At 70.8% G+C, this 19,036-nt stretch carries 19 protein-coding genes; 13 read left to right on the forward strand and 6 right to left on the reverse strand.

Features of this window, described 5'->3' with window-relative positions:
• Positions 1 to 348: 348 nt before the first annotated feature.
• From rplM to EAO75_RS45770, 4 genes are all read left to right on the forward strand, one after another.
• Positions 349 to 792 carry a 50S ribosomal protein L13 gene (rplM, locus tag EAO75_RS13050; protein WP_147995176.1) on the forward strand — a complete coding sequence of 148 codons (444 nt, stop codon included), beginning with the start codon at positions 349 to 351 and terminating at the stop codon, positions 790 to 792.
• A 42-nt stretch (positions 793 to 834) separates the two neighbouring features.
• A complete protein-coding gene (gene rpsI, locus EAO75_RS13055) occupies positions 835 to 1,359 on the forward strand; it encodes a 30S ribosomal protein S9 (protein ID WP_147995177.1) in 525 nt (174 codons plus the stop codon).
• A gap of 235 nt (positions 1,360 to 1,594) precedes the next feature.
• On the forward strand, positions 1,595 to 2,953 hold the full coding sequence (gene glmM / locus EAO75_RS13060) for a phosphoglucosamine mutase (RefSeq protein WP_147995178.1): 1,359 nt from the start codon (positions 1,595 to 1,597) through the stop codon (positions 2,951 to 2,953).
• 136 nt (positions 2,954 to 3,089) lie between these two features.
• Positions 3,090 to 3,605 carry a hypothetical protein gene (locus EAO75_RS45770; RefSeq protein ID WP_187284412.1) on the forward strand — a complete coding sequence of 172 codons (516 nt, stop codon included), beginning with the start codon at positions 3,090 to 3,092 and terminating at the stop codon, positions 3,603 to 3,605.
• On the opposite strand, the gene EAO75_RS13070 is transcribed toward EAO75_RS45770, so the two are convergent.
• Both EAO75_RS13070 and coaA read right to left on the reverse strand, forming a co-directional pair.
• Complete coding sequence (locus EAO75_RS13070) at positions 3,602 to 4,549, reverse strand: DUF389 domain-containing protein (protein ID WP_147995179.1); 948 nt, start codon at positions 4,547 to 4,549, stop codon at positions 3,602 to 3,604. The genes EAO75_RS45770 and EAO75_RS13070 overlap by 4 nt on opposite strands.
• 16 nt (positions 4,550 to 4,565) lie before the next feature.
• Complete coding sequence (gene coaA, locus EAO75_RS13075) at positions 4,566 to 5,555, reverse strand: type I pantothenate kinase (RefSeq protein ID WP_147995180.1); 990 nt, start codon at positions 5,553 to 5,555, stop codon at positions 4,566 to 4,568.
• A 168-nt stretch (positions 5,556 to 5,723) separates the two neighbouring features.
• Here coaA and EAO75_RS13080 point away from each other — a divergent pair, with 168 nt between their 5' ends.
• The 3 genes from EAO75_RS13080 (at position 5,724) to glmS (ending at position 9,487) form a co-directional block, all read left to right on the forward strand.
• Positions 5,724 to 6,740 (forward strand): ATP-binding cassette domain-containing protein, encoded by a 1,017-nt coding sequence (locus tag EAO75_RS13080; RefSeq protein ID WP_147995181.1) that lies wholly within the window; start codon positions 5,724 to 5,726, stop codon positions 6,738 to 6,740.
• On the forward strand, positions 6,737 to 7,546 hold the full coding sequence (locus EAO75_RS13085; protein WP_147995182.1) for an ABC transporter permease: 810 nt from the start codon (positions 6,737 to 6,739) through the stop codon (positions 7,544 to 7,546). Before EAO75_RS13080 ends, EAO75_RS13085 begins: the two co-directional genes overlap by 4 nt.
• Before the next feature lie 93 nt (positions 7,547 to 7,639).
• A complete protein-coding gene (gene glmS / locus EAO75_RS13090) occupies positions 7,640 to 9,487 on the forward strand; it encodes a glutamine--fructose-6-phosphate transaminase (isomerizing) (protein WP_147995183.1) in 1,848 nt (615 codons plus the stop codon).
• 6 nt (positions 9,488 to 9,493) lie between these two features.
• Here the strand turns inward: glmS and EAO75_RS13095 are convergent, their stop codons facing one another.
• From EAO75_RS13095 to EAO75_RS13105, 3 genes are all read right to left on the reverse strand, one after another.
• The gene (locus EAO75_RS13095) at positions 9,494 to 10,675 is read right to left on the reverse strand and encodes an FAD-dependent monooxygenase (RefSeq protein ID WP_147995184.1); all 1,182 of its coding nucleotides are present in this window, start codon (positions 10,673 to 10,675) and stop codon (positions 9,494 to 9,496) included.
• Positions 10,676 to 11,340: 665 nt separating this feature from the next.
• Entirely contained in the window at positions 11,341 to 12,777 is a 1,437-nt protein-coding gene (locus tag EAO75_RS13100) for an NAD(P)H-hydrate dehydratase (RefSeq protein ID WP_147995185.1), read from the reverse strand.
• Between the two features lie 66 nt (positions 12,778 to 12,843).
• On the reverse strand, positions 12,844 to 13,215 hold the full coding sequence (locus EAO75_RS13105; protein ID WP_147995186.1) for a holo-ACP synthase: 372 nt from the start codon (positions 13,213 to 13,215) through the stop codon (positions 12,844 to 12,846).
• 99 nt (positions 13,216 to 13,314) lie between these two features.
• Here EAO75_RS13105 and EAO75_RS13110 point away from each other — a divergent pair, with 99 nt between their 5' ends.
• The 5 genes from EAO75_RS13110 (at position 13,315) to EAO75_RS45775 (ending at position 17,680) form a co-directional block, all read left to right on the forward strand.
• Positions 13,315 to 14,217 (forward strand): L,D-transpeptidase family protein, encoded by a 903-nt coding sequence (locus EAO75_RS13110; protein ID WP_147995187.1) that lies wholly within the window; start codon positions 13,315 to 13,317, stop codon positions 14,215 to 14,217.
• Positions 14,218 to 14,287: 70 nt separating this feature from the next.
• On the forward strand, positions 14,288 to 15,454 hold the full coding sequence (gene alr, locus EAO75_RS13115) for an alanine racemase (protein WP_147995188.1): 1,167 nt from the start codon (positions 14,288 to 14,290) through the stop codon (positions 15,452 to 15,454).
• Between the two features lie 164 nt (positions 15,455 to 15,618).
• Positions 15,619 to 16,860, forward strand: coding sequence for an alpha/beta fold hydrolase (locus tag EAO75_RS13120; RefSeq protein ID WP_147995189.1), 1,242 nt, complete (start codon positions 15,619 to 15,621; stop codon positions 16,858 to 16,860).
• Positions 16,826 to 17,338, forward strand: a complete 513-nt coding sequence (tsaE, locus tag EAO75_RS13125; protein ID WP_147995190.1) for a tRNA (adenosine(37)-N6)-threonylcarbamoyltransferase complex ATPase subunit type 1 TsaE — start codon at positions 16,826 to 16,828, stop codon at positions 17,336 to 17,338. The genes EAO75_RS13120 and tsaE overlap by 35 nt, the downstream gene beginning before the upstream one ends.
• A 165-nt stretch (positions 17,339 to 17,503) precedes the next feature.
• Positions 17,504 to 17,680: a hypothetical protein gene (locus EAO75_RS45775; RefSeq protein ID WP_187284413.1), complete on the forward strand. Its 177-nt coding sequence runs from the start codon at positions 17,504 to 17,506 to the stop codon at positions 17,678 to 17,680.
• A 30-nt stretch (positions 17,681 to 17,710) separates the two neighbouring features.
• Here the strand turns inward: EAO75_RS45775 and EAO75_RS13130 are convergent, their stop codons facing one another.
• Complete coding sequence (locus EAO75_RS13130; RefSeq protein WP_147995191.1) at positions 17,711 to 18,265, reverse strand: hypothetical protein; 555 nt, start codon at positions 18,263 to 18,265, stop codon at positions 17,711 to 17,713.
• Between the two features lie 114 nt (positions 18,266 to 18,379).
• On the opposite strand from EAO75_RS13130, the gene tsaB reads away from it, so the two are divergent.
• Complete coding sequence (gene tsaB / locus EAO75_RS13135) at positions 18,380 to 19,036, forward strand: tRNA (adenosine(37)-N6)-threonylcarbamoyltransferase complex dimerization subunit type 1 TsaB (protein WP_147995192.1); 657 nt, start codon at positions 18,380 to 18,382, stop codon at positions 19,034 to 19,036.

Consider the following 19,036-nt stretch of genomic DNA (forward strand, 5'->3'; position numbering starts at 1 on the left):
TGCAGCGCAGGCCTTTTCTGGATGCGGTGACGTTGTGTGGTGCGGCGGTGACGGTGGCCGTTCATTGCTGGACGGGTGTTTCGGGGGGCCGGGCGGTTACGCTGGGGGTAGACAGGCAGGGGTGTCCGTGGGCAACCCGTTTTGACCCGGCCGCGGCGCCGCAGGTATCCTGCATGTTCGTTGTGTATTGGCTTGCTCATTCTCACGGGACGGGCCCTTACACCGGTCCACCGGGCCGATGACCAGCAATCCCACGTACGCGGTATGCGTCGCCGCAGTGGCTCAGGCTGTCGTGATCGTTTCGGTGACCTGTTCAGGTCCATTCAATCGAAGCGAAGGCTACGAACCGTGCGTACGTACAGCCCCAAGCCCGGCGATGTGACGCGCCAGTGGCACGTCATCGACGCCCAGGACGTTGTCCTGGGTCGTCTCGCCACCACCGCCGCGTCCCTTCTGCGGGGCAAGCACAAGCCGATCTACGCCCCTCACGTCGACACCGGTGACTTCGTCGTCATCATCAACGCCGACAAGGTGCACCTCTCCGGCAACAAGCGCACCCAGAAGATGGCGTACCGCCACTCCGGCTACCCGGGTGGTCTGCGCTCCGTCCGTTACGACGAGCTGCTCGACAAGAACCCCGAGAAGGCCATCGAGAAGGCCGTCAAGGGCATGCTCCCCAAGAACACGCTGGGCCGTCAGATGCTCTCGAAGCTGAAGGTCTACAAGGGTGACCAGCACCCGCACGGCGCGCAGCAGCCGCAGCCGTACGAGATCACCCAGGTCGCGCAGTAAGTCCGGCCACCCCCTAAGACTGAACAGAATCTGAGGAGAATCGTGGCCGAGACCACTGCCGAGCAGCCGCTCGACGAGAACGTCGAGAACATCGACATCGACAGCTACACCACCGAGTCCGAGGTTCCGGTGGAGGGTGAGTACACCTCCGAGTCCCTCGCCTCGCGCTTCGGTGAGCCCCAGCCCGCCGCGGGCCTGGGCCGTCGTAAGAACGCCATTGCTCGTGTCCGGATCGTTCCGGGCACCGGCAAGTGGAAGATCAACGGTCGCACCCTTGAGGACTACTTCCCCAACAAGGTGCACCAGCAGGAAGTCAACGAGCCCTTCAAGGTGCTCGAGCTCGAGGGTCGCTACGACGTCATCGCCCGCATCGCGGGTGGCGGTGTCTCCGGTCAGGCCGGCGCCCTGCGCCTCGGCGTGGCCCGTGCCCTGAACGAGGCCGACGTGGACAACAACCGCGGCGCGCTCAAGAAGGCCGGCTTCCTCCGCCGCGACGACCGTGCGGTCGAGCGCAAGAAGGCCGGTCTGAAGAAGGCCCGCAAGGCCCCGCAGTACAGCAAGCGCTAAGCGCAAGCTGCCTCTGCTCGTACTCCGGTACTCCGAACGCCCCGGCGGCACGCCACAGTGCCGCCGGGGCGTTCGTCTTATCCCCGGGCTCGGGCGTATAACGGCACAAGGCGTTCAAAGGCTTGTGTGATCCGATGCCCAGGCATGGAATGCCTGGAAGCGGCAGCCCTCGGCGATGTGCGCTACAGCGTGCGCCGGCTCCGCATCCGGAACTGATGTTTCCTCAGGAGGACAAGTGGGACGACTCTTCGGCACGGACGGCGTGCGTGGTGTCGCCAACGCGGATCTGACGGCCGAGATGGCGCTCGGTCTGTCCGTGGCGGCGGCGCACGTACTGGCCGAGGCGGGCACCTTCGAGGGCCACCGGCCGACTGCGGTGGTCGGAAGAGACCCGCGCGCGTCCGGGGAGTTCCTGGAGGCCGCCGTGGTCGCGGGCCTCGCGAGTGCCGGCGTGGACGTCCTGCTCGTCGGTGTGCTGCCCACGCCGGCGGTGGCGCATCTCACCGGCTCGCTCGGCGCCGACCTCGGCGTCATGCTCTCCGCCAGCCACAACGCCATGCCCGACAACGGCATCAAGTTCTTCGCCCGCGGCGGCCACAAGCTCGCCGACGAGCTGGAGGACCGCATCGAGACCGTCTACGACGAGCATCGGCACGGTGAGCCGTGGGAGCGGCCCACGGGTGCGGCCGTCGGGCGTGTGCGGTCCTATGACCAGGGGTTCGAAGAGTACGTCGCCCACCTCCTGGGCGTGCTGCCCAACCCGCTGGACGGGCTGAAGGTCGTCCTCGACGAGGCGCACGGCGCGGCCGCGGGGGTCTCTCCCGAGGCGTTCACGCGGGCCGGGGCCGAGATCGTCACCATCGGGGCCGAGCCGGACGGGCTCAACATCAACGACGGCTGCGGTTCCACGCATCTGGACAAGCTGAAGGCCGCGGTGGCGGAGCACGGTGCCGACCTCGGCATCGCGCACGACGGTGACGCCGACCGTTGCCTCGCCGTCGACCACACCGGTGAGGAAGTGGACGGCGACCAGATCCTCGCCGTGCTCGCGCTCGCGATGCGGGAGCGGTCCGAACTGCGGGCCGGGACCGTCGTGGCGACCGTGATGTCCAACCTCGGGTTCAAGCTCGCCATGGAGCGTGAGGGCATCGCCCTGGTGCAGACCGCGGTCGGCGACCGGTATGTGCTGGAGGAGATGAAGGAGCACGGGTTCGCCCTGGGCGGCGAGCAGTCCGGGCACGTCATCATCCTCGATCACGCCACCACCGGCGACGGCACGCTGACCGGGCTTCTGCTGGCGGCGCGGGTCGCGCAGACCGGCCGTACGCTCAAGGACCTCGCGGCCGTCATGGAGCGGCTGCCGCAGGTGCTGATCAATGTGCCCGACGTGGACAAGTCGCGGGTGAAGACGTCGGCGGAGCTCGCGTCGGCGGTCACGGAGGCCGAGCGGGAACTCGGGTCCACCGGGCGGGTGTTGCTCCGGTCGTCGGGCACCGAGCCGTTGGTGCGCGTGATGGTCGAGGCCGCGGACATCGATCAGGCCCGGTCGGTGGCGGGGCGGCTGGCCGATGCCGTGAAGTCGGCTCTGGGCTAGTTCCAGGGACGCCGTCCGGGGCGGATCGGCTCTGCTGCCCCGGCGGCGCAACAAAGAGTGCGCAACCGGTGACTGATTGTTTCACTTTCGTTGAGGGGGCTGCCCGGACGAAAGAGGAACACACAGCATGAAGATCGTGAGCAGCACCCTGAAGCGAGGGGTCGGTCCGGCCCTGGCCGCCGGTCTCGTCGTGACCGCGCTCGCCACCCCGGCGGCGGCCCAGACCCCCGGCTCCACCGCGTTCCGGGTATTCGGCACTGCCTTCCTCAATGCGCGGGCCGGAGTGGCCAACCACATGACGGCCAGTGTCGTCAGCGGTCGTCTGGTCCTCATGGACACCACGGGCGTCGCGCTGGGACCGGGGTGCACCCGGCTGTCGGCCACGAGCGCCGACTGCGGCAGCGCCGCCACCGTCGGGCGGCTCGCGATCGGACTGGGCGACGGGAACGACAGCTTCCAGGGGATGGTCACGATCCGGACCACCGTCGATGCGGGCCCGGGCGTCGACACCGTGGCGACCGGCAGCGGCGGCGACACGATCGGCGTGAACGACGGCATGCCCGGTGACACGGTGAGCTGCAACGGCGGCTCCGACGTGGTGTTCCGCGACGCCGGTGACAGCATCGCCGCGGACTGCGAGCGTCTCTTCTAGACGCCGCCCGCCTTCGCCGTACGCTCGCGCTGCCTGGTCCACAGCCATTTCTGGGCCAGCAGTGTGAGCGTGCCGGCCAGGACGATGCCGAGCAGGTTCAGCAGGAGCTGCTCCGTGGAGCCCCAGGTCTGCTTCGTGTCGCCGTAGCTGAGGGCCACGGCCGCGTTGGCGGCGGCCGGGACCGTCGTGACCGAGATGGCCACGCCGACCAGGGCGCCGGACTTGGCCGAGGTGAGGGAGAGCGTGCCCGCGATGCCCGCCAGGACCGCCACGATGAACGAGAAGGCGTCGGGGGCGTAGACGAAGGCGGTGTTGGGGCGCTCGCCGGCCAGCTGTTCCTTCGAGAACAGGTCCAGCGCGTCCATGAACCAGCTGAAGCCGACCGTCACCGCCATGGCGACGGCGAAACCGGCGACGAGCGCGATCAGCGAGCGCAGGGCGAGGCGCGGATGGCGCTGGACGATGGCCGTGCTGAGGCCGGCCAGGGGGCCGAACTCCGGGCCGACCGCCATAGCGCCCACGATCAGGACCGCGTTGTCGAGCACGACACCGCAGGCCGCGATCATCGTGGCGAGCGTGATGAAGGCGACGTAGGTGATCGACAGCGTCGACTCCTCGTGCGTCGCGTCCGCGAGGTGCTCCCACAGGACCGCGTCCGCGCCCTCGCCGGGGGCCTCCGCCTCGGCCTTGTCGGCCCGCTTGGACAGCGACAGGTCGATGTTCTCGACGGCGATGGACCCGTCTGTGTCGACGCCCAACTGCTGGAGGCTGGTGAGGAGTTCGTCGCCCGCCTCGCGCGCCACGTCACACAGGACCATGTCCCCCGCGGGGTTGCGGGCGGTGCCCGGCAGGACGGCGAGGTGGGTCGTCCCCACCGTCCCCTCGATCAGGCGGACCACCGCGTCGGTCTTGTCGGCCGGTGTGATCAGGCGCAGGTGCAGCATGGGGGCAGGTTAGCCGTCACAGCTTGCGCAGGCTCAGCCGCTGCACCTTGTGGTCGGGGCCCTTGCGGACGACCAGGGTGGCTCGGCCGCGGGTGGGGGCGATGTTCTCGACCAGGTTGGGTTTGTTGATCGTGCGCCACATCGTGCGGGCGTAGTCGAGGGCCTCCTCCTCGGACACCTGGGTGTACTTGCGGAAGTACGAGGAGGGCTTCTGGAAGGCGGTCTCGCGCAGTCGTTTGAAGCGGTTGAGGTACCAGTGCTCGATGTCCTCGGTGCGGGCGTCGACGTACACGCTGAAGTCGAAGTAGTCGGCGAGGCCGACCCGGGTGCGGCCGTCCTTGCCGGGGAGGGCGGGCTGCAGGACGTTCAGGCCCTCGACGATCAGGATGTCGGGGCGGCGGACGGTGAGGCGCTGGTCCGGGACGATGTCGTAGATCAGGTGGGAGTAGACGGGGGCCGTGACCTCGTCCTTGCCCGCCTTGATGTCGGCGACGAAGCGGGTGAGGGCGCGGCGGTCGAAGGACTCCGGGAAACCCTTCCGCGACATCAGGCCGCGAGCCTGGAGCTCCTTCGTGGGCAGCAGGAAGCCGTCGGTGGTGACCAGCTCCACGCGCGGGTGCTCGGGCCATCGGGAGAGCAGGGCCTGTAGGAGGCGGGCGACCGTGGACTTGCCCACGGCGACCGAGCCGGCGACCCCGATGACGAACGGGGTGCCGGACTGGGAGCCCTGTTCGCCGAGGAAGGTGTTCAGCGCGCCTCTGAGGCCGTCGGTGGCGCCGACATAGAGGTTGAGCAGGCGGGAGAGCGGGAGGTAGATGTCCCGCACCTCGTCGAGGTCGATGACATCGCCGAGGCCGCGCAGCTTCTCGACCTCCTCCGCGGTGAGCGGCAGCGGGGTCTTGTCCCGCAGCGCGCTCCACTCCGAGCGGGTGAGGTCGACGTAGGGAGTCGCCTCCGGCCGCTGCCGGTGGGCGCTCCGGGGTATCGAGGAGACCGGAGAGATCACAGTCCATTGTTACGGGAGTACGAACGGACGGCGGGGTGGGATCCGTCACGCAGTGGCTTTTGGGGGAAATCCGGACAAGGCGCGGAATGTCAGTGGCGTGCGTCACAGTTGTGGGAGAGGTGGGCCCGGGCCGGGGTCCACGGGTCCACGAACCCCGAGGGGTGACCCATGGCGACGTATGCGATAGAGGCGGAAGGCCTGGTCAAGCGGTTCAAGGAGACCGAAGCGCTGGCCGGGGTCGACCTGGCGGCCCGCAGGGGCTCGGTGCTCGGGCTGCTGGGGCCCAACGGCGCGGGGAAGACGACCGCGGTGCGGATCTTCGCGACGCTCCTTCGGCCCGACGGGGGCAGGGCACACGTGGCCGGTCACGACGTGGTCCGGGAGGCCGGCGTCGTCCGGGCCATGGTGGGGCTGACCGGGCAGTACGCGGCGGTGGACGAGAACCTGACCGGCACGGAGAACCTGCTGCTCATCGGGCGTCTGCTGGGGATGGCGCGCCGGGAGGCGCGGGCTCGGGCGGCCGAGCTGCTGGAGCGTTTCCAGCTGTCGGACGCGGCTGGGCGGGCCGCGAAGACGTACTCGGGCGGGATGCGCAGGCGCCTGGACCTCGCGGCCAGCCTGGTGGGCCGGCCCAGCATCCTCTTCCTCGACGAGCCGACGACCGGCCTGGACCCGCACAGTCGCGGTGAGCTGTGGGACCTGCTGCGTGGACTGGTCGCGGACGGTGCGACGGCCCTGCTGACCACGCAGTATCTGAACGAGGCCGATGTGCTCGCCGACGACATCGTGGTGATCGACAAGGGGCGGGTGATCGCCAAGGGCACGCCCGACGAGCTGAAGTCGCAGGTCGGCGGGCAGGTGCTGGAGCTGAGGCCGGTGCTGGGGCAGGACCTCGCGCGGGCGCATGTGCTGGTGGCCGGGGCGGCCGGTCCGCAGGCCCGGATCGAGGGCGAGATGATCACCGCGCCGGTGAAGGACCCCGAGCTGATGCCGGCCGTCGTGCGCACGCTGGACCGGGAGGGCATCGCGGTGGGGGAGCTGGCGCTGCGGCGCTCGTCGCTGGACGAGGTGTTCCTGGCGCTGACCGGGCACCGGGCCGAGCCGGGCGAGGCGGAGGGACACGGCGGGGCGGCCGTTCGGGACGACGAGGAGAGTGAGCTGGAGAAGGCGGTGAGCCGGTCATGACCGCCACGACCGTCACGGCGCCCCTGACCAAGTCGGGGCGCGTGCGGCCGACGGACGGGCTGCGGCAGACCTTCACGATGGCCTGGCGGAGTCTGGTCGCGGTCAAGCACAACCCGCTGGAGCTGGTCGACTACAGCATCACGCCCATCATGTTCGTGTTCCTCTTCACCTACGTGCTGGGCGGGCAGATGGCCGGGTCGCCCGAGGCGTATCTGAAGTACGCGCTGCCGGGGATCATCGTCCAGAACACGTTGTTCATGACGATGTACACGGCGATGGCCTTGAACACCGACCTCACCAAGGGCGTCTTCGACCGTCTGCGCAGCCTCCCGATCGCCCGCTCCGCCCCGCTCATCGGCCGTATCACCGCGGACCTCGCCAAGCACCTCTGGGCCCTGCTGCTGATGATCGGCCTCGGCCTGCTGCTCGGTTTCCGGATCACCGGGGGACTGGACGGGTTCCTGCTCGGGACCCTGCTGGTGATCGTGTTCGCCGCGGCGGTGTCCTGGGGCGCGGTGCTGATCGGGATGCTCGCCGGGGACGCGGAGAAGGTGCAGGCCTTCGCCTTCACGATCATCTTCCCGATCACGTTCACGAGCAGCGCGTTCGTGATGGTGGACACCATGCCGGGATGGTTGCAGGCGTGGAGCGACGTGAATCCGGTGACGCATCTTTCGGACGCGTTCCGGGGGTTGTTGCTGGGCGGGCCTGTGGCTGAGCCGGTTTTGTGGTCGTTGGTCTGGGCGGCCGGGATCGCGGTGGTGTTCTATCCGTTGGCCATGCGGGCCTATCGGGCCAAGACGTAAGGGCTGTCGGGGCGTTCGTACTGCGGTGTGGATTTCCGATTTCGGGCACGCTGTTGCCCTTTCGGGCGCTGATTTGGTCGTAGGCTGCCGCGCATGTGCGGAATCGTGGGATACGTGGGGTCGCAGTCGGCGCTTGAGGTTGTGACGGCCGGGCTGAGGCGGCTGGAGTACCGGGGGTACGACTCGGCGGGGGTTGCCGTGCTCGCGGACGGGGGGCTGGCTGCCGCGAAGAAGGCGGGCAAGCTGGTCAATCTGGAGAAGGAGTTGACGCAGCGGCCGTTGGCGACCGGGACCACGGGGATCGGGCATACACGGTGGGCCACGCACGGGGGGCCGACCGACGCGAATGCGCATCCGCATCTCGACAATGCCGGACGGGTGGCCGTCGTGCACAACGGGATCATCGAGAACTTCGCCTCTCTGCGCGCCGAGTTGGAGGAGCGGGGGCACGAGCTGGCCTCCGAGACCGACACCGAGGTCGTCGCGCATCTGCTGGCCGAGGAGTTCTCCGTCTGTGCCGATCTCGCCGAGGCCATGCGGCTGGTGTGCCGGCGGCTGGACGGTGCGTTCACGCTCGTCGCGGTGCACGCCGATGACCCGGATGTGGTCGTCGGGGCGCGACGGAACTCGCCGCTCGTGGTGGGCGTTGGGGAGGGTGAGGCCTTTCTCGCCTCGGACGTCGCCGCGTTCATCGACCACACGCGGTCGGCGATCGAGCTGGGGCAGGACCAGGTCGTGGAGCTGCGGCGGGACGGGGTGACCGTCACCGGGTTCGACGGGCGTCCGGCGCAGGTGCGGTCGTATCGCATCGACTGGGACGCCGCCGCCGCGGAAAAGGGGGGCTATGACTACTTCATGCTCAAGGAGATCGCCGAGCAGCCCAAGGCGGTCGCCGATACGTTGCTGGGGCGCATCGACGCGTCCGGTTCGCTGACGCTGGACGAGGTGCGGATCAGCGCCTCCGAGCTGCGGGAAGTCGACAAGGTCGTCATCGTCGCCTGCGGTACGGCCTTTCACGCCGGGTTGATCGCCAAGTACGCCATCGAGCACTGGACCCGGGTTCCGTGCGAGGTGGAGCTGGCCAGTGAGTTCCGGTACCGGGATCCGATCCTCGATCAGCAGACCCTCGTCATCGCCATCTCCCAGTCCGGCGAAACCATGGACACCCTCATGGCGCTACGGCACGCCCGCGAGCAGGGCGCCAGGGTGCTGGCGATCTGCAACACCAACGGGTCGACGATTCCGCGTGAGTCGGATGCGGTGCTGTACACGCATGCCGGGCCCGAGGTCGCCGTTGCCTCGACGAAGGCCTTTCTGACGCAGTTGGTGGCCTGTTATCTCGTCGCGCTGTATCTGGGGCAGGTGCGGGGCACCAAGTGGGGTGACGAGATCGGGGCCGTCATCCGGGATCTGTCGCACATCTCCGGTGAGGTGGAGCGGGTGCTGGAGACCATGGAGCCGGTGCGGGAGCTGGCGCGGTCGCTGGCCGCGAAGAAGACGGTGCTGTTCCTCGGGCGGCATGTGGGATATCCGGTGGCGCTGGAGGGGGCGCTGAAGCTGAAGGAGCTCGCCTATATGCATGCCGAGGGGTTTGCGGCGGGGGAGTTGAAGCATGGGCCGATCGCTCTGATCGAGGACGATCTGCCGGTGGTTGTCGTGGTGCCTTCGCCTCGGGGACGGTCGGTTCTGCACGACAAGATCGTGTCCAACATCCAGGAGATTCGGGCCCGGGGTGCGCGGACGATCGTCATCGCGGAGGAGCGGGACGAGGCGGTGGTGCCGTACGCGGATCACCTGATCCGGATTCCGGCCACACCGACGTTGCTTCAGCCGATGGTGGCGACGGTGCCGTTGCAGGTCTTCGCATGCGAGCTGGCCACCGCCCGGGGCAACGAGGTGGATCAGCCTCGGAACCTCGCGAAGTCCGTGACGGTGGAGTGAGCGGACTCAGCGCCTCGGCCCGTCGTCCGGTCCGTCCCTCCTCCACGCCGCCGCCTGCGGCATGAACCTGTTCTCCGCCGCGTGCGCCACCATGCGCGCGTTTCTCGCCTCGGCCTCCGGGCCGTCCGGCAGGTGGAAGTCCCTGCCCGCCTGGGTCGAGCCGGCCTGCGTGCTCGTGGCGGTCGGGAGCCGGCGGCCGACGTAGCGGTCGAGGGCGCAGGGGACTTCGGCCGACGTCGTGCCCGTGACGGCGTCTCCCAGGGCCGCCGCGTCCAGGATCGCCTGGGCCGCGCCCTGGGCCTGGAACGGGGTCATCGCATGGGCGCTGTCGCCGAGGAGGGTCACCCGGCCCACGTTCCAACGGGCCAGCGGGGCCCGGGTGTAGATGCCGTAGCGGAGCACCTGGCCTGCGCGTTCGAGGACGCTCAGGACCCGGGAGTCCCAGCCCGCGAACTCGCGCAGCTGCTCTCCGGGTTCCGCCCGAGCGGTCCAGGACTCCTGTGCCGCCGCCTTCGTGGCGAACACGCCCACGATGTTGAGCAGTTCGCCGCGGCGTACCCAGTAGTGGACGAAGTGGCGGTCCGGGCCGAGCCAGACGCCGAGCGGGGGGAGACCCAGGTCGGCCACCTCGGCGGACGGGAGCAGGGCCCGGTACGCGGCGGTTCCCGAGAAGACCGCCTCGTCCTTGCCGAAGAGCCACTGGCGGGCGGCGGAGCGGATGCCGTCCGCGGCCACCACCAGGTCCGCGCGCAGGCGTTCATCGGTCGCCGTCGTGACGTGCGCGCAGTCGTCGTCCTGGGTGATGTCGACGACCGTCGTGTCCAGGCGCACGGACTCGGGCGGTACCGCGGCGGCCAGGGCCTGGTGCAGATCGGCGCGGTGGAGCAGCAGGTACGGTCCCCCGAACTCCTCCTCGGCCTCGCGGCCCGTCGTGTAGCGGCAGATCTCCGACCCGTCGGACCAGGTGCGGAAGCTGACGTGGGAGGGGTGGGAGGCCTGCGCGGCGACCGCGTCGAGCACGTCCAGCCGGCGCAGCACCCGCGTGGCGTTCGGCGCGAGCTGGATGCCGGCGCCGACCTCGGCGAAGCGGGGTGTCTGCTCGACGAGCACGACCTCCCAACCCGCCCGGCGCAGACTCAGCGTCGCGGCCAGTCCACCGATACCCGCCCCCACGACGACCGCCCTCATACGACGGCCCGGCCGGGTGCCCGGCACACAATCACCGGCCGCCGGCGCCCCGACGCACCGGCCTCAGCCCTGTAGGTCTCGCCGGGCATCCGGTCCGGATTCGCCGGTCCCCGGCGTCCTAACGCGCTCGCCTCGATCTCGTACGTCCCGCCGGCATCCGGCAGAGAACCGCCGGTCCCTGGCGTCCTGACGCGCTGGTCTCAGCCCTGTAGGTCTCGCCGGGCAATCGGTGCAGATTCGCCGGTCCCCGGCGTCCCGATGCGCCGGCCTCAATCCCGTACGTCCGGCCGGGCATCCGGCAGAGATTCGCCGGTCCCTGGCGTCCCGATGCGCCGGCCTCAATCCCGTACGTCCGGCCGGGCATCCGGCAGAGATTCGCCGGTCCCTGGCGTCCTGACGCGCTGGTCTCAGCCCTGTAGGTCCCACCGGGCATCCGGTGCAGATTCGCCGGTCCCTGGCGTCCCGATGCGCTGGCGTCGATCCCGTACGTCTCACCGGGCATCCGGCAGAGAAGCGCCGGTCCCCGGCGTCCCGACGCGCCGGCCTCAATCCCGTACGTCAGTTTCGCCGGTCCCCGGCGTTCCGACGCGCTCGGCTCAACCCCGTACGTCCCGCCAGGAACCCGGCGTGGAAACGTCCCTCCCCGGTGTGCTGACGCGTTCCCCTCAACCTCGTACATCCCGCCAGGCATCCGGAATCCCCTCAGCCACGTCGTGCGCCCCCAACGGCGCCCCGTCCGACGTGAATCTCGCCGACAGGCCGTGGAGGTACGCCGCCACGCTCGCAGCATCGAATGCCGGGAGCCCCGTCGCCAGCAGTGATCCCGCCAATCCCGACAGCACATCGCCGCTGCCGGCCGTCGCCAGCCATGACGTTCCCGTCGGGTTCACCCGGACGGCTCCGGTGCCGCCCGCGTCCGCCACCAGCGTCGTCGAACCCTTCAACAGCACGGTCGCCGCATACCGCGCCGCCAACTCCCGTACCGAAGCCAGCCGGGCCCCCTCGACCTCCTCCCGGGAGACACCGAGCAGCGCCGCCGCCTCCCCGGCGTGCGGGGTCATCAGGGTCGGTGCCGAACGGCCCCGTACCGCCTCCGCGTCCGCCAGCCGCAGCCCGTCCGCGTCGAGCAGCACCGGTACGTCCGTCGCCAGCACCTCCGCCACGGTCGCCGCGTCGTCCCCGGCGCCCGGGCCGACGACCCAGGCCTGCACACGCCCCGCCTTCTTCGGTCCCCGGTCCGACACCAGCGTCTCGGGGAACCGGGAGATCACCGCGTCCCCGGCCGGGCCGACGTACCGTACGGCCCCCGCCCCGCCCCGCAGCGCGCCCGCCACGGCCAGTACGGCCGCGCCCGGGTAGCGCGGCGAGCCGGCCGCGATGCCGACGACGCCTCGCCGGTACTTGTCCGACTCCGCCGCGGGGAGCGGCAACAGCCTTGCCACGTCCGCGTGTTGGAGTGCCTCCAGCTCCACCGCGTCCGCCGGCAGCGCCAGTCCGATGTCCACCAACCGCACCACACCGGCGTACTCCCGCGCCGGATCGATCAGCAGGCCCGGCTTGTGCGTGCCGAAGGTGACGGTGAGGTCGGCCCGCATCGCCGCGCCGCGTACCTCGCCCGTGTCGACGTCCACGCCGCTCGGCAGATCCACGGCGACGACCGCGGCCCTCGACCGCGCTGCCGCGTCCGCCAGTGGTACCGCCTCCGGTCGCAGGCCGCCCTTGCCGCCGATGCCGACGATGCCGTCCAGGATCAGGTCCGCGCGGTCGAGCAGTTCCTCGGCCGCGTCGATGCCGACCGGGCGGCCGCCTGCCCGCCGCAGCGCCGCCAGGCCCTCGGCATGCGCCCGGTCCGGCGACAGCAGCACCGCCGACACTCCCGCTCCGCGCCTCGCCAGCCGGGCGCCGGCGTACAGGGCGTCGCCGCCGTTGTCGCCGCTGCCGATCAGCAGCACGACCCGGCTGCCGTACACCCGGCCCAGCAGATCCGCGCAGGCCGCGGCGAGTCCGGCCGCCGCCCGCTGCATCAGCGTCCCGTCCGGGAGCCGTGCCATCAGCTCCCGTTCGGCCGCCCTTACCGTCTCCACGCCGTACGCAGTCCGCATGCGATCGAGTCTCGCGCACGGGGCGAGGCACGTCGCATCCATTGATGCTTTGCCGTGGCTTTCGGCTCAGGCCTCCGCCACGACCACCGCCGACGCCACCCCGGCGTCATGGCTCAGCGACACATGCCAGGACCGCACGCCGAGTTCGGCCGCGCGGGCCGCCACCGTCCCCGTCACCCGCAGGCGGGGCCGGCCGCTGTCCTCGACGTAGACCTCGGCGTCCGTCCAGAGCAGGCCCGCCGGTGCGCCCAGCGCCTTGGCGAGGGCCTCCTTGGCGGCGAAGCGGGCCGCGAGCGAGGCGACGCCCCGGCGGTCCCCGCTGGGCAGCAGCAACTCGCTCTCCAGGAACAGCCGTTCGGCCAGCCCGGGTGTGCGCTCCAGTGCCGCTTCGAACCTGTCGATCTCGGCCACGTCGATACCGACCCCGATGATGCTCATGCCGAGCACCTTATGGGTCCTCGAAAATGGGCCCTCGAAAGAGTGACCCCGCAGCGCGGCGCCTCCCGAAGGGGCGGGCCCCCACGCTTCCCTGTGCCCATGATCAGCGGACGTATCGCAGGCCGGAGCATCGCCGTGCTGCTCGCAGGGGCCGCCCTGTTGCCCATCGGCAGTGCCTCGGCCGACCCCGAGGACCCCGTGCCCCCGGCCTCCGGGTCGCAGACGGAACTCGTGCCCGGCATCCCTTTGAACGCGCTCTCGCTCTGGCAGCAGCCGATCGACACACCCGACCAGGCCATGCCCCCGAAGGTGTACACACCCAGTCCCGAGGAAGAGGCCGTCGAGCCGCGGGAAGCGGCCGTCGGGATGTACGACCTCGTGGAGGAGGTCCATCCCATGGACGCCCTCGGCGACGTGGAGTGCAGTGAGTGGGAGGGGCCCCGCCAGCGGCAGGTCGAGGGATGGCTGAAGGTGAAGGTGGACGGGGAGCAGTCGGAGGCGGACTGCCGGGCCATCCGCGCCTTCCAGAAGAAGCACCGGATCAAGCCCGCCATCGGGTACGCCGGTCCTGTGACATGGGCCACCATGCAGCTCACCTCCGCCAAGAAGAACCCCAACGCCGCCAAGAAGTGCCCGGAGCGGTCGTACCTCGTGGCCTGCGTCGATCTCGACCGGCAGCTGGCCTGGGTACAGAACGGCAAGAAGGTCGTGTACGGGCCCGTGCACGTGCGCAGCGGGCGGGAGGGATACGGCACGCGGGGCGGCATGCACCGGATCTACTGGCGGCACAAGAACCACGTGTCGACGCTGTACAACAGCCCCATGCCCTACTCCCAGTTCTTCAGCGGGGGCCAGGCCCTGCACGGCGTCTACGGCAACATCTTCAGCGCCGTCGGCTCCATGGGCTGCGTCAACCTCCGCATCGACGAGGCCCGCAAGCTGTGGGGCCTGCTGAAGAAGGGCGACCGGGTGTACGTGTGGGGGCACCGGCCCGAGGGCTAGGGCCTGTCGGCGGCCGACGGGGTCCCGGCTCGGCGGCGATGTCGGACCCCTCTGAGACACTGGGGGCGCGATGACAGAGACAACAGCCCTGCGGACCGCGCCCCTGCGAGCCCGCGCCGAGATCGATCTGGCCGCGCTGCGGGCCAACGTGCGGACTTTGCGCGCCCTCGCGCCGGGCGCGGCCCTGATGGCCGTCGTGAAGTCGGACGCGTACGGCCACGGGGCGCAGCAGTGTGCCCGCGCGGCCGTCGAGGCGGGCGCCACCTGGCTGGGTACGGCGACACCCGAGGAGGCCCTCGTGCTGCGGGCCGCCGGGCTGCGCGGCATGCGGATGATGTGCTGGCTGTGGACGCCGGGCGGGCCCTGGCAGGAAGCCATCGAGGCCGACGTCGACGTCTCGGTCAGCGGGATGTGGGCCCTGAAGGAGGTCACCGAGGCCGCCCGGCAGGTCGGCGCCCCCGCGCGGGTGCAGCTCAAGGCCGACACCGGGCTCGGGCGGGGCGGCTGCCAACCGGGTGACGACTGGGCCGAGCTGGTCCGCGAGGCCCTGAAGGCCGAGGCCGACGGGCTGCTGCGCATCACCGGGCTGTGGTCGCACTTCGCCTGCGCCGACGAGCCCGGGCATCCCTCCATCGCCGCCCAGCTCTCCCGCTTCCGGGAGATGGTGGCGTACGCCGAGGAGCGGGGCGCCCGGCCCGAGGTGCGGCACATCGCGAACTCGCCGGCCACGCTCACCCTCCCCGAGAGCCACTTCGACCTGGTGCGCACGGGCATCGCGACCTACGGCATCTCGCCCAGCCCCGAGCTGGGCAGCCCCGCCGACTTCGGGCTGCGGCCCGTGATGACGCTGTCGGCGTCCCTCGCGCTGGTCAAGCACGTGCCGGGCGGCCATGGCGTCAGCTACGGCCATCGCTACGTCACCCCGGGCGAGACCACCCTCGGCCTCGTCCCCCTGGGCTACGCCGACGGCATCCCGCGGCACGCCTCCGGCGCCGGGCCGGTGCTGGTCGCCGGTAAGTGGCGCACGGTCGCGGGGCGGATCGCGATGGACCAGTTCGTCGTCGACCTGGGCGGGGACGAGCCCGATCCGGGTGCGCAGGCCGTGCTGTTCGGGCCCGGCGACCGCGGTGAGCCCACCGCCGAGGACTGGGCCCAGGCGGCGGGCACCATCGCATACGAAATCGTCACCCGGATCGGAACGCGCGTTCCACGCGTCTATAGGAATGCGTCCACGTGATGCGGCGCTGTGATGCGGGCTATGTGATGCGTCCATCTGCATGCGGCTAAGTGAATGTGGAACGAGACGGGTAACCCCGTAGCGGGACGCACGACCGAAACATCGGCACCATCCACCACCCACGTCACAACGGCACCACCAGACCCAGCGAAGAGGAGCGGTACGTGAGCGAGAGCAGTGCGGAGGCCGTCGCGGCCGTCGCCTCCGCCACGGGGGCGGCCGCGAACTGGCGCAGGGCGACCGGCATCGCCGGTGCGGCGATAGGCGTGATCGCGGCCGGCGCGGCCGCCGGCGTCGCCATAGAGCGGATGACCGTGGGCCGCGGCATGCGACAGAAGGCCAGACTCGCCCTCGACTCGGCGGGACCCTACGGCTCGCTGCGCGGCACACCCGGCAAGGCACAGGCCGACGACGGCACCGAGCTGTACTACGAGGTCGACGACATCGACCCCGAGGCAGCCCCCGCCCTCACCCCGCGCCGCCGACGGCTCTTCGGGCGCAAGGCACCCGCCCCCGTCACCGTCGTCTTCAGCCACGGCTACTGCCTGAGCCAGGACTCCTGGCACTTCCAGCGCGCCGCGCTCAGGGGCGTGGTGCGCACCGTGCACTGGGACCAGCGCAGCCACGGCCGCTCGGGGCGCGGCGTCGCCCAGACGCAGGAGGGCAAGCACGTCGACATCGAGCAGCTCGGGCGCGACCTGAAGGCCGTCATCGACGCGGCCGCGCCGCAGGGGCCGCTCGTGCTGGTCGGGCACTCCATGGGCGGGATGACGATCATGGCGCTGGCCGACCGGTATCCGGAGCTGATCCAGGACCGCGTCGTCGCCACCGCATTCGTCGGTACGTCGTCCGGGAAGCTCGGCGAGGTCAACTTCGGGCTGCCCGTCGCGGGAGTGAACGCGGTGCGTCGGGTGCTGCCGGGCGTGCTCAAGGCGCTGGGCCAGCGGGCCGAGCTGGTGGAGCGGGGACGGCGGGCCACCGCCGACCTGTTCGCCGGGATCATCAAGCGGTACTCGTTCTCGTCCCGGGACGTCGACCCGGCCGTCGCCCGGTTCGCCGAGCGGATGATCGAGGGCACGCCGATCGACGTGGTCGCGGAGTTCTACCCGGCCTTCGCCGACCACGACAAGACCGAGTCGCTCGCCCTCTTCACGGACATGCCGGTGCTCGTCCTGGCCGGCGTGGGCGATCTCGTCACGCCCAGTGAGCACAGCGAGGCCATCGCCGACCATCTGCCGGAGGCCGAGCTGGTGCTCGTGCCGGACGCCGGGCACCTGGTGATGCTGGAGCACCCGGAAGTGGTCACCGACCGTCTGGCCGACCTGCTCACCCGGGCGGGTGCCGTGCCGGCAGGGGCTACGGTTAGTGGCTATGGAAGCACCAGCAGCACCGCACAACGCGGGTGACCTAGAGCTGACCGTGACCGCTCCCGACCAGATGCGGGAGCTGGGCCGCCGCCTCGCCAAGCTGCTGCGCGCCGGCGACCTCGTGATGCTCAGCGGGGAGCTCGGCGCGGGCAAGACGACGCTGACACGCGGGCTCGGCGAGGGGCTCGGGGTCAGGGGAGCCGTCACGTCCCCGACCTTCGTGATCGCCCGCGTCCACCCGTCCCTCGGCGACGGGCCGCCGCTCGTCCACGTCGACGCCTACCGGCTGTCCGGCGGCCTGGACGAGATGGAGGACCTCGACCTCGACGTCTCGCTGCCCGAGTCGGTGATCGTCGTGGAGTGGGGCGAGGGCAAGGTCGAGGAGCTGACCGAGGAGCGGCTCCAGGTCGTCATCCACCGTGCCGTCGGTGACACGACGGACGAGGTGCGGCATGTGACGGTGACCGGGCTCGGGGAGCGCTGGGCGTCGACGGATCTGAGCGTGCTGTCCGCCTGACCGCCTGAGCGGTCGCGGGTCGGCGGTGGGTCCGCTGAGGCTCATGAACATTCCGACAAGACGTCGGCAAGATATTGCGTTCGCGGTCTTGTGCGTGGTCACATGGTATCCAGTCCGTAGTTAGGTGTACCTAACTACGTCCGCCCCCGGCCTCAGGAGGCGTCCATGCCGGCTTCGGAGAACAAGGTCCAGCCGCGGCCCCAGGTGATGGCAGGCGTCTCCATGCGTGATCTTCTGGCGGCCGGCGCCGCCGCGAACGTGATCTCCACCCCGCCGCGGGTCCCCGACCCGGAGACGACCCGGGCAGCCGCGGCCGGTCACGGGCATCGCGAAGCCGCGTAAGAAGCTGTCCAGCAGCCGTCCAGCAGCCGCCTAAGGGATCACGACGACCGGTCGGCCGATCGTCGCGAAGTCCCACATCGCGTCGCCTTCCGCCCTCGACTCGCGGATACCGCCCGTCTTCAGGGCCGGGTCGGGTGGTGCCGAAGCGGCCCGGACGACCGTGCTGAAGCCGATGGTGACGCTGTCCACGGTGGCGAAGCGGACCACGTGCTCGATGGCTGAGCCGTCGGTGCCGGTGGTCGCGTTGGAGCGGGAGGTGACCGTGTACACGCCCGGGAGAGGGTCGACCGATCCGGGGGTGACGCGGAACGTGCGCTTGACCTTGCTGCTCTCGCCGACCAGCCACACCCGGTCGTCGTCCACCGAGTACACGACCCGCTGCCCGGTGCCGGATCCGTCGGGCAGCGCGTCGGGTTCCTTGCGGTCGCGCGGCGCCTTGGACGTGCTCACCCCGGGCGCGTCACCCGTCCGAGGCTTGGCCAGGCCGGCCGGGACGGTCGCCGAGGCCTGGAAGGCGAGGAAGCCCACGGTCGCCAGGGCAGCCGCGGTGAGCCCCGCAACAAATCCGGAGCTGCTGCCTGCCACCGTCGCCCACCTCAGCGTTCGCGTCGTACCTCGTGATCCAGGCCGACCGTAGCAGCCGTCAAGCGCCCGACCGGGGCGGCGCTTCCCGGGGCGCGGGCGCCGTAGGCTGTTTGCGTGCTCTTGCTCGCTCTGGATACCGCCACCCCCGCCGTCACCGTCGCGCTGCACGACGGCACGGACGTCATCGCCTCGTCGAGCCAGGTGGACGCGCGCCGGCACGGCGAGCTGCTGCTGCCGGCCGTCGACCGGGTCCTCGCCGAGGCCGGCGAAAGACTCGACGCCGTCACCGGCATCGTCGTAGGCATCGGACCCGGCCCGTACACCGGGCTGCGCGTCGGCCTGATGACCGCCGACACCTTCGGGCTCGCCCTCGGCGTCCCCGTGCACGGCCTGTGCACGTTGGACGGCCTCGCCTACGCCGCCGACATCGACAAGGGCCCGTTCGTCGTCGCGACCGACGCCCGGCGCAAGGAGGTCTACTGGGCGCGGTACGCCGACTCGCGTACGCGCCTGACCGACCCGGCCGTCGACCGGCCCGCCGACATCGCCGACCAGGTCGCCGGGCTGCCGGCCGTAGGCGCGGGCGCGCTGCTGTACCCCGACACCTTCCCCAGCGCCCACGAGCCCGAGCACGTGTCGGCGGCGGCGCTCGCGGCGCTGGCCGCCGAGAAGCTGGCCGCGGGCGAGGAACTCCCCGCGCCGCGGCCGCTGTATCTGCGCCGGCCCGACGCCCAGGTCCCCAAGAACTACAAGGTGGTCACCCCCAAGTGA

The organism is Streptomyces sp. UW30, assembly GCF_008042075.1.
In the GTDB taxonomy this organism is placed as follows: Bacteria; Actinomycetota; Actinomycetes; order Streptomycetales; family Streptomycetaceae; genus Streptomyces.

What these genes read in the sequence shown, in the direction of transcription:
- EAO75_RS13110 (WP_147995187.1), top strand. Translation starts at nt 13,315, where the DNA reads ATGATCAGCGGACGTATCGCAGGCCGGAGCATCGCCGTGCTGCTCGCA.
- glmS (WP_147995183.1), top strand. Translation starts at nt 7,640, where the DNA reads ATGTGCGGAATCGTGGGATACGTGGGGTCGCAGTCGGCGCTTGAGGTT.
- EAO75_RS13070 (WP_147995179.1), bottom strand. Translation starts at nt 4,549, where the DNA reads ATGCTGCACCTGCGCCTGATCACACCGGCCGACAAGACCGACGCGGTG.
- EAO75_RS13085 (WP_147995182.1), top strand. Translation starts at nt 6,737, where the DNA reads ATGACCGCCACGACCGTCACGGCGCCCCTGACCAAGTCGGGGCGCGTG.
- EAO75_RS13100 (WP_147995185.1), bottom strand. Translation starts at nt 12,777, where the DNA reads ATGCGGACTGCGTACGGCGTGGAGACGGTAAGGGCGGCCGAACGGGAG.
- EAO75_RS13105 (WP_147995186.1), bottom strand. Translation starts at nt 13,215, where the DNA reads ATGAGCATCATCGGGGTCGGTATCGACGTGGCCGAGATCGACAGGTTC.
- alr (WP_147995188.1), top strand. Translation starts at nt 14,288, where the DNA reads ATGACAGAGACAACAGCCCTGCGGACCGCGCCCCTGCGAGCCCGCGCC.
- EAO75_RS13095 (WP_147995184.1), bottom strand. Translation starts at nt 10,675, where the DNA reads ATGAGGGCGGTCGTCGTGGGGGCGGGTATCGGTGGACTGGCCGCGACG.
- EAO75_RS13080 (WP_147995181.1), top strand. Translation starts at nt 5,724, where the DNA reads ATGGCGACGTATGCGATAGAGGCGGAAGGCCTGGTCAAGCGGTTCAAG.
- tsaE (WP_147995190.1), top strand. Translation starts at nt 16,826, where the DNA reads ATGGAAGCACCAGCAGCACCGCACAACGCGGGTGACCTAGAGCTGACC.
- EAO75_RS45775 (WP_187284413.1), top strand. Translation starts at nt 17,504, where the DNA reads ATGCCGGCTTCGGAGAACAAGGTCCAGCCGCGGCCCCAGGTGATGGCA.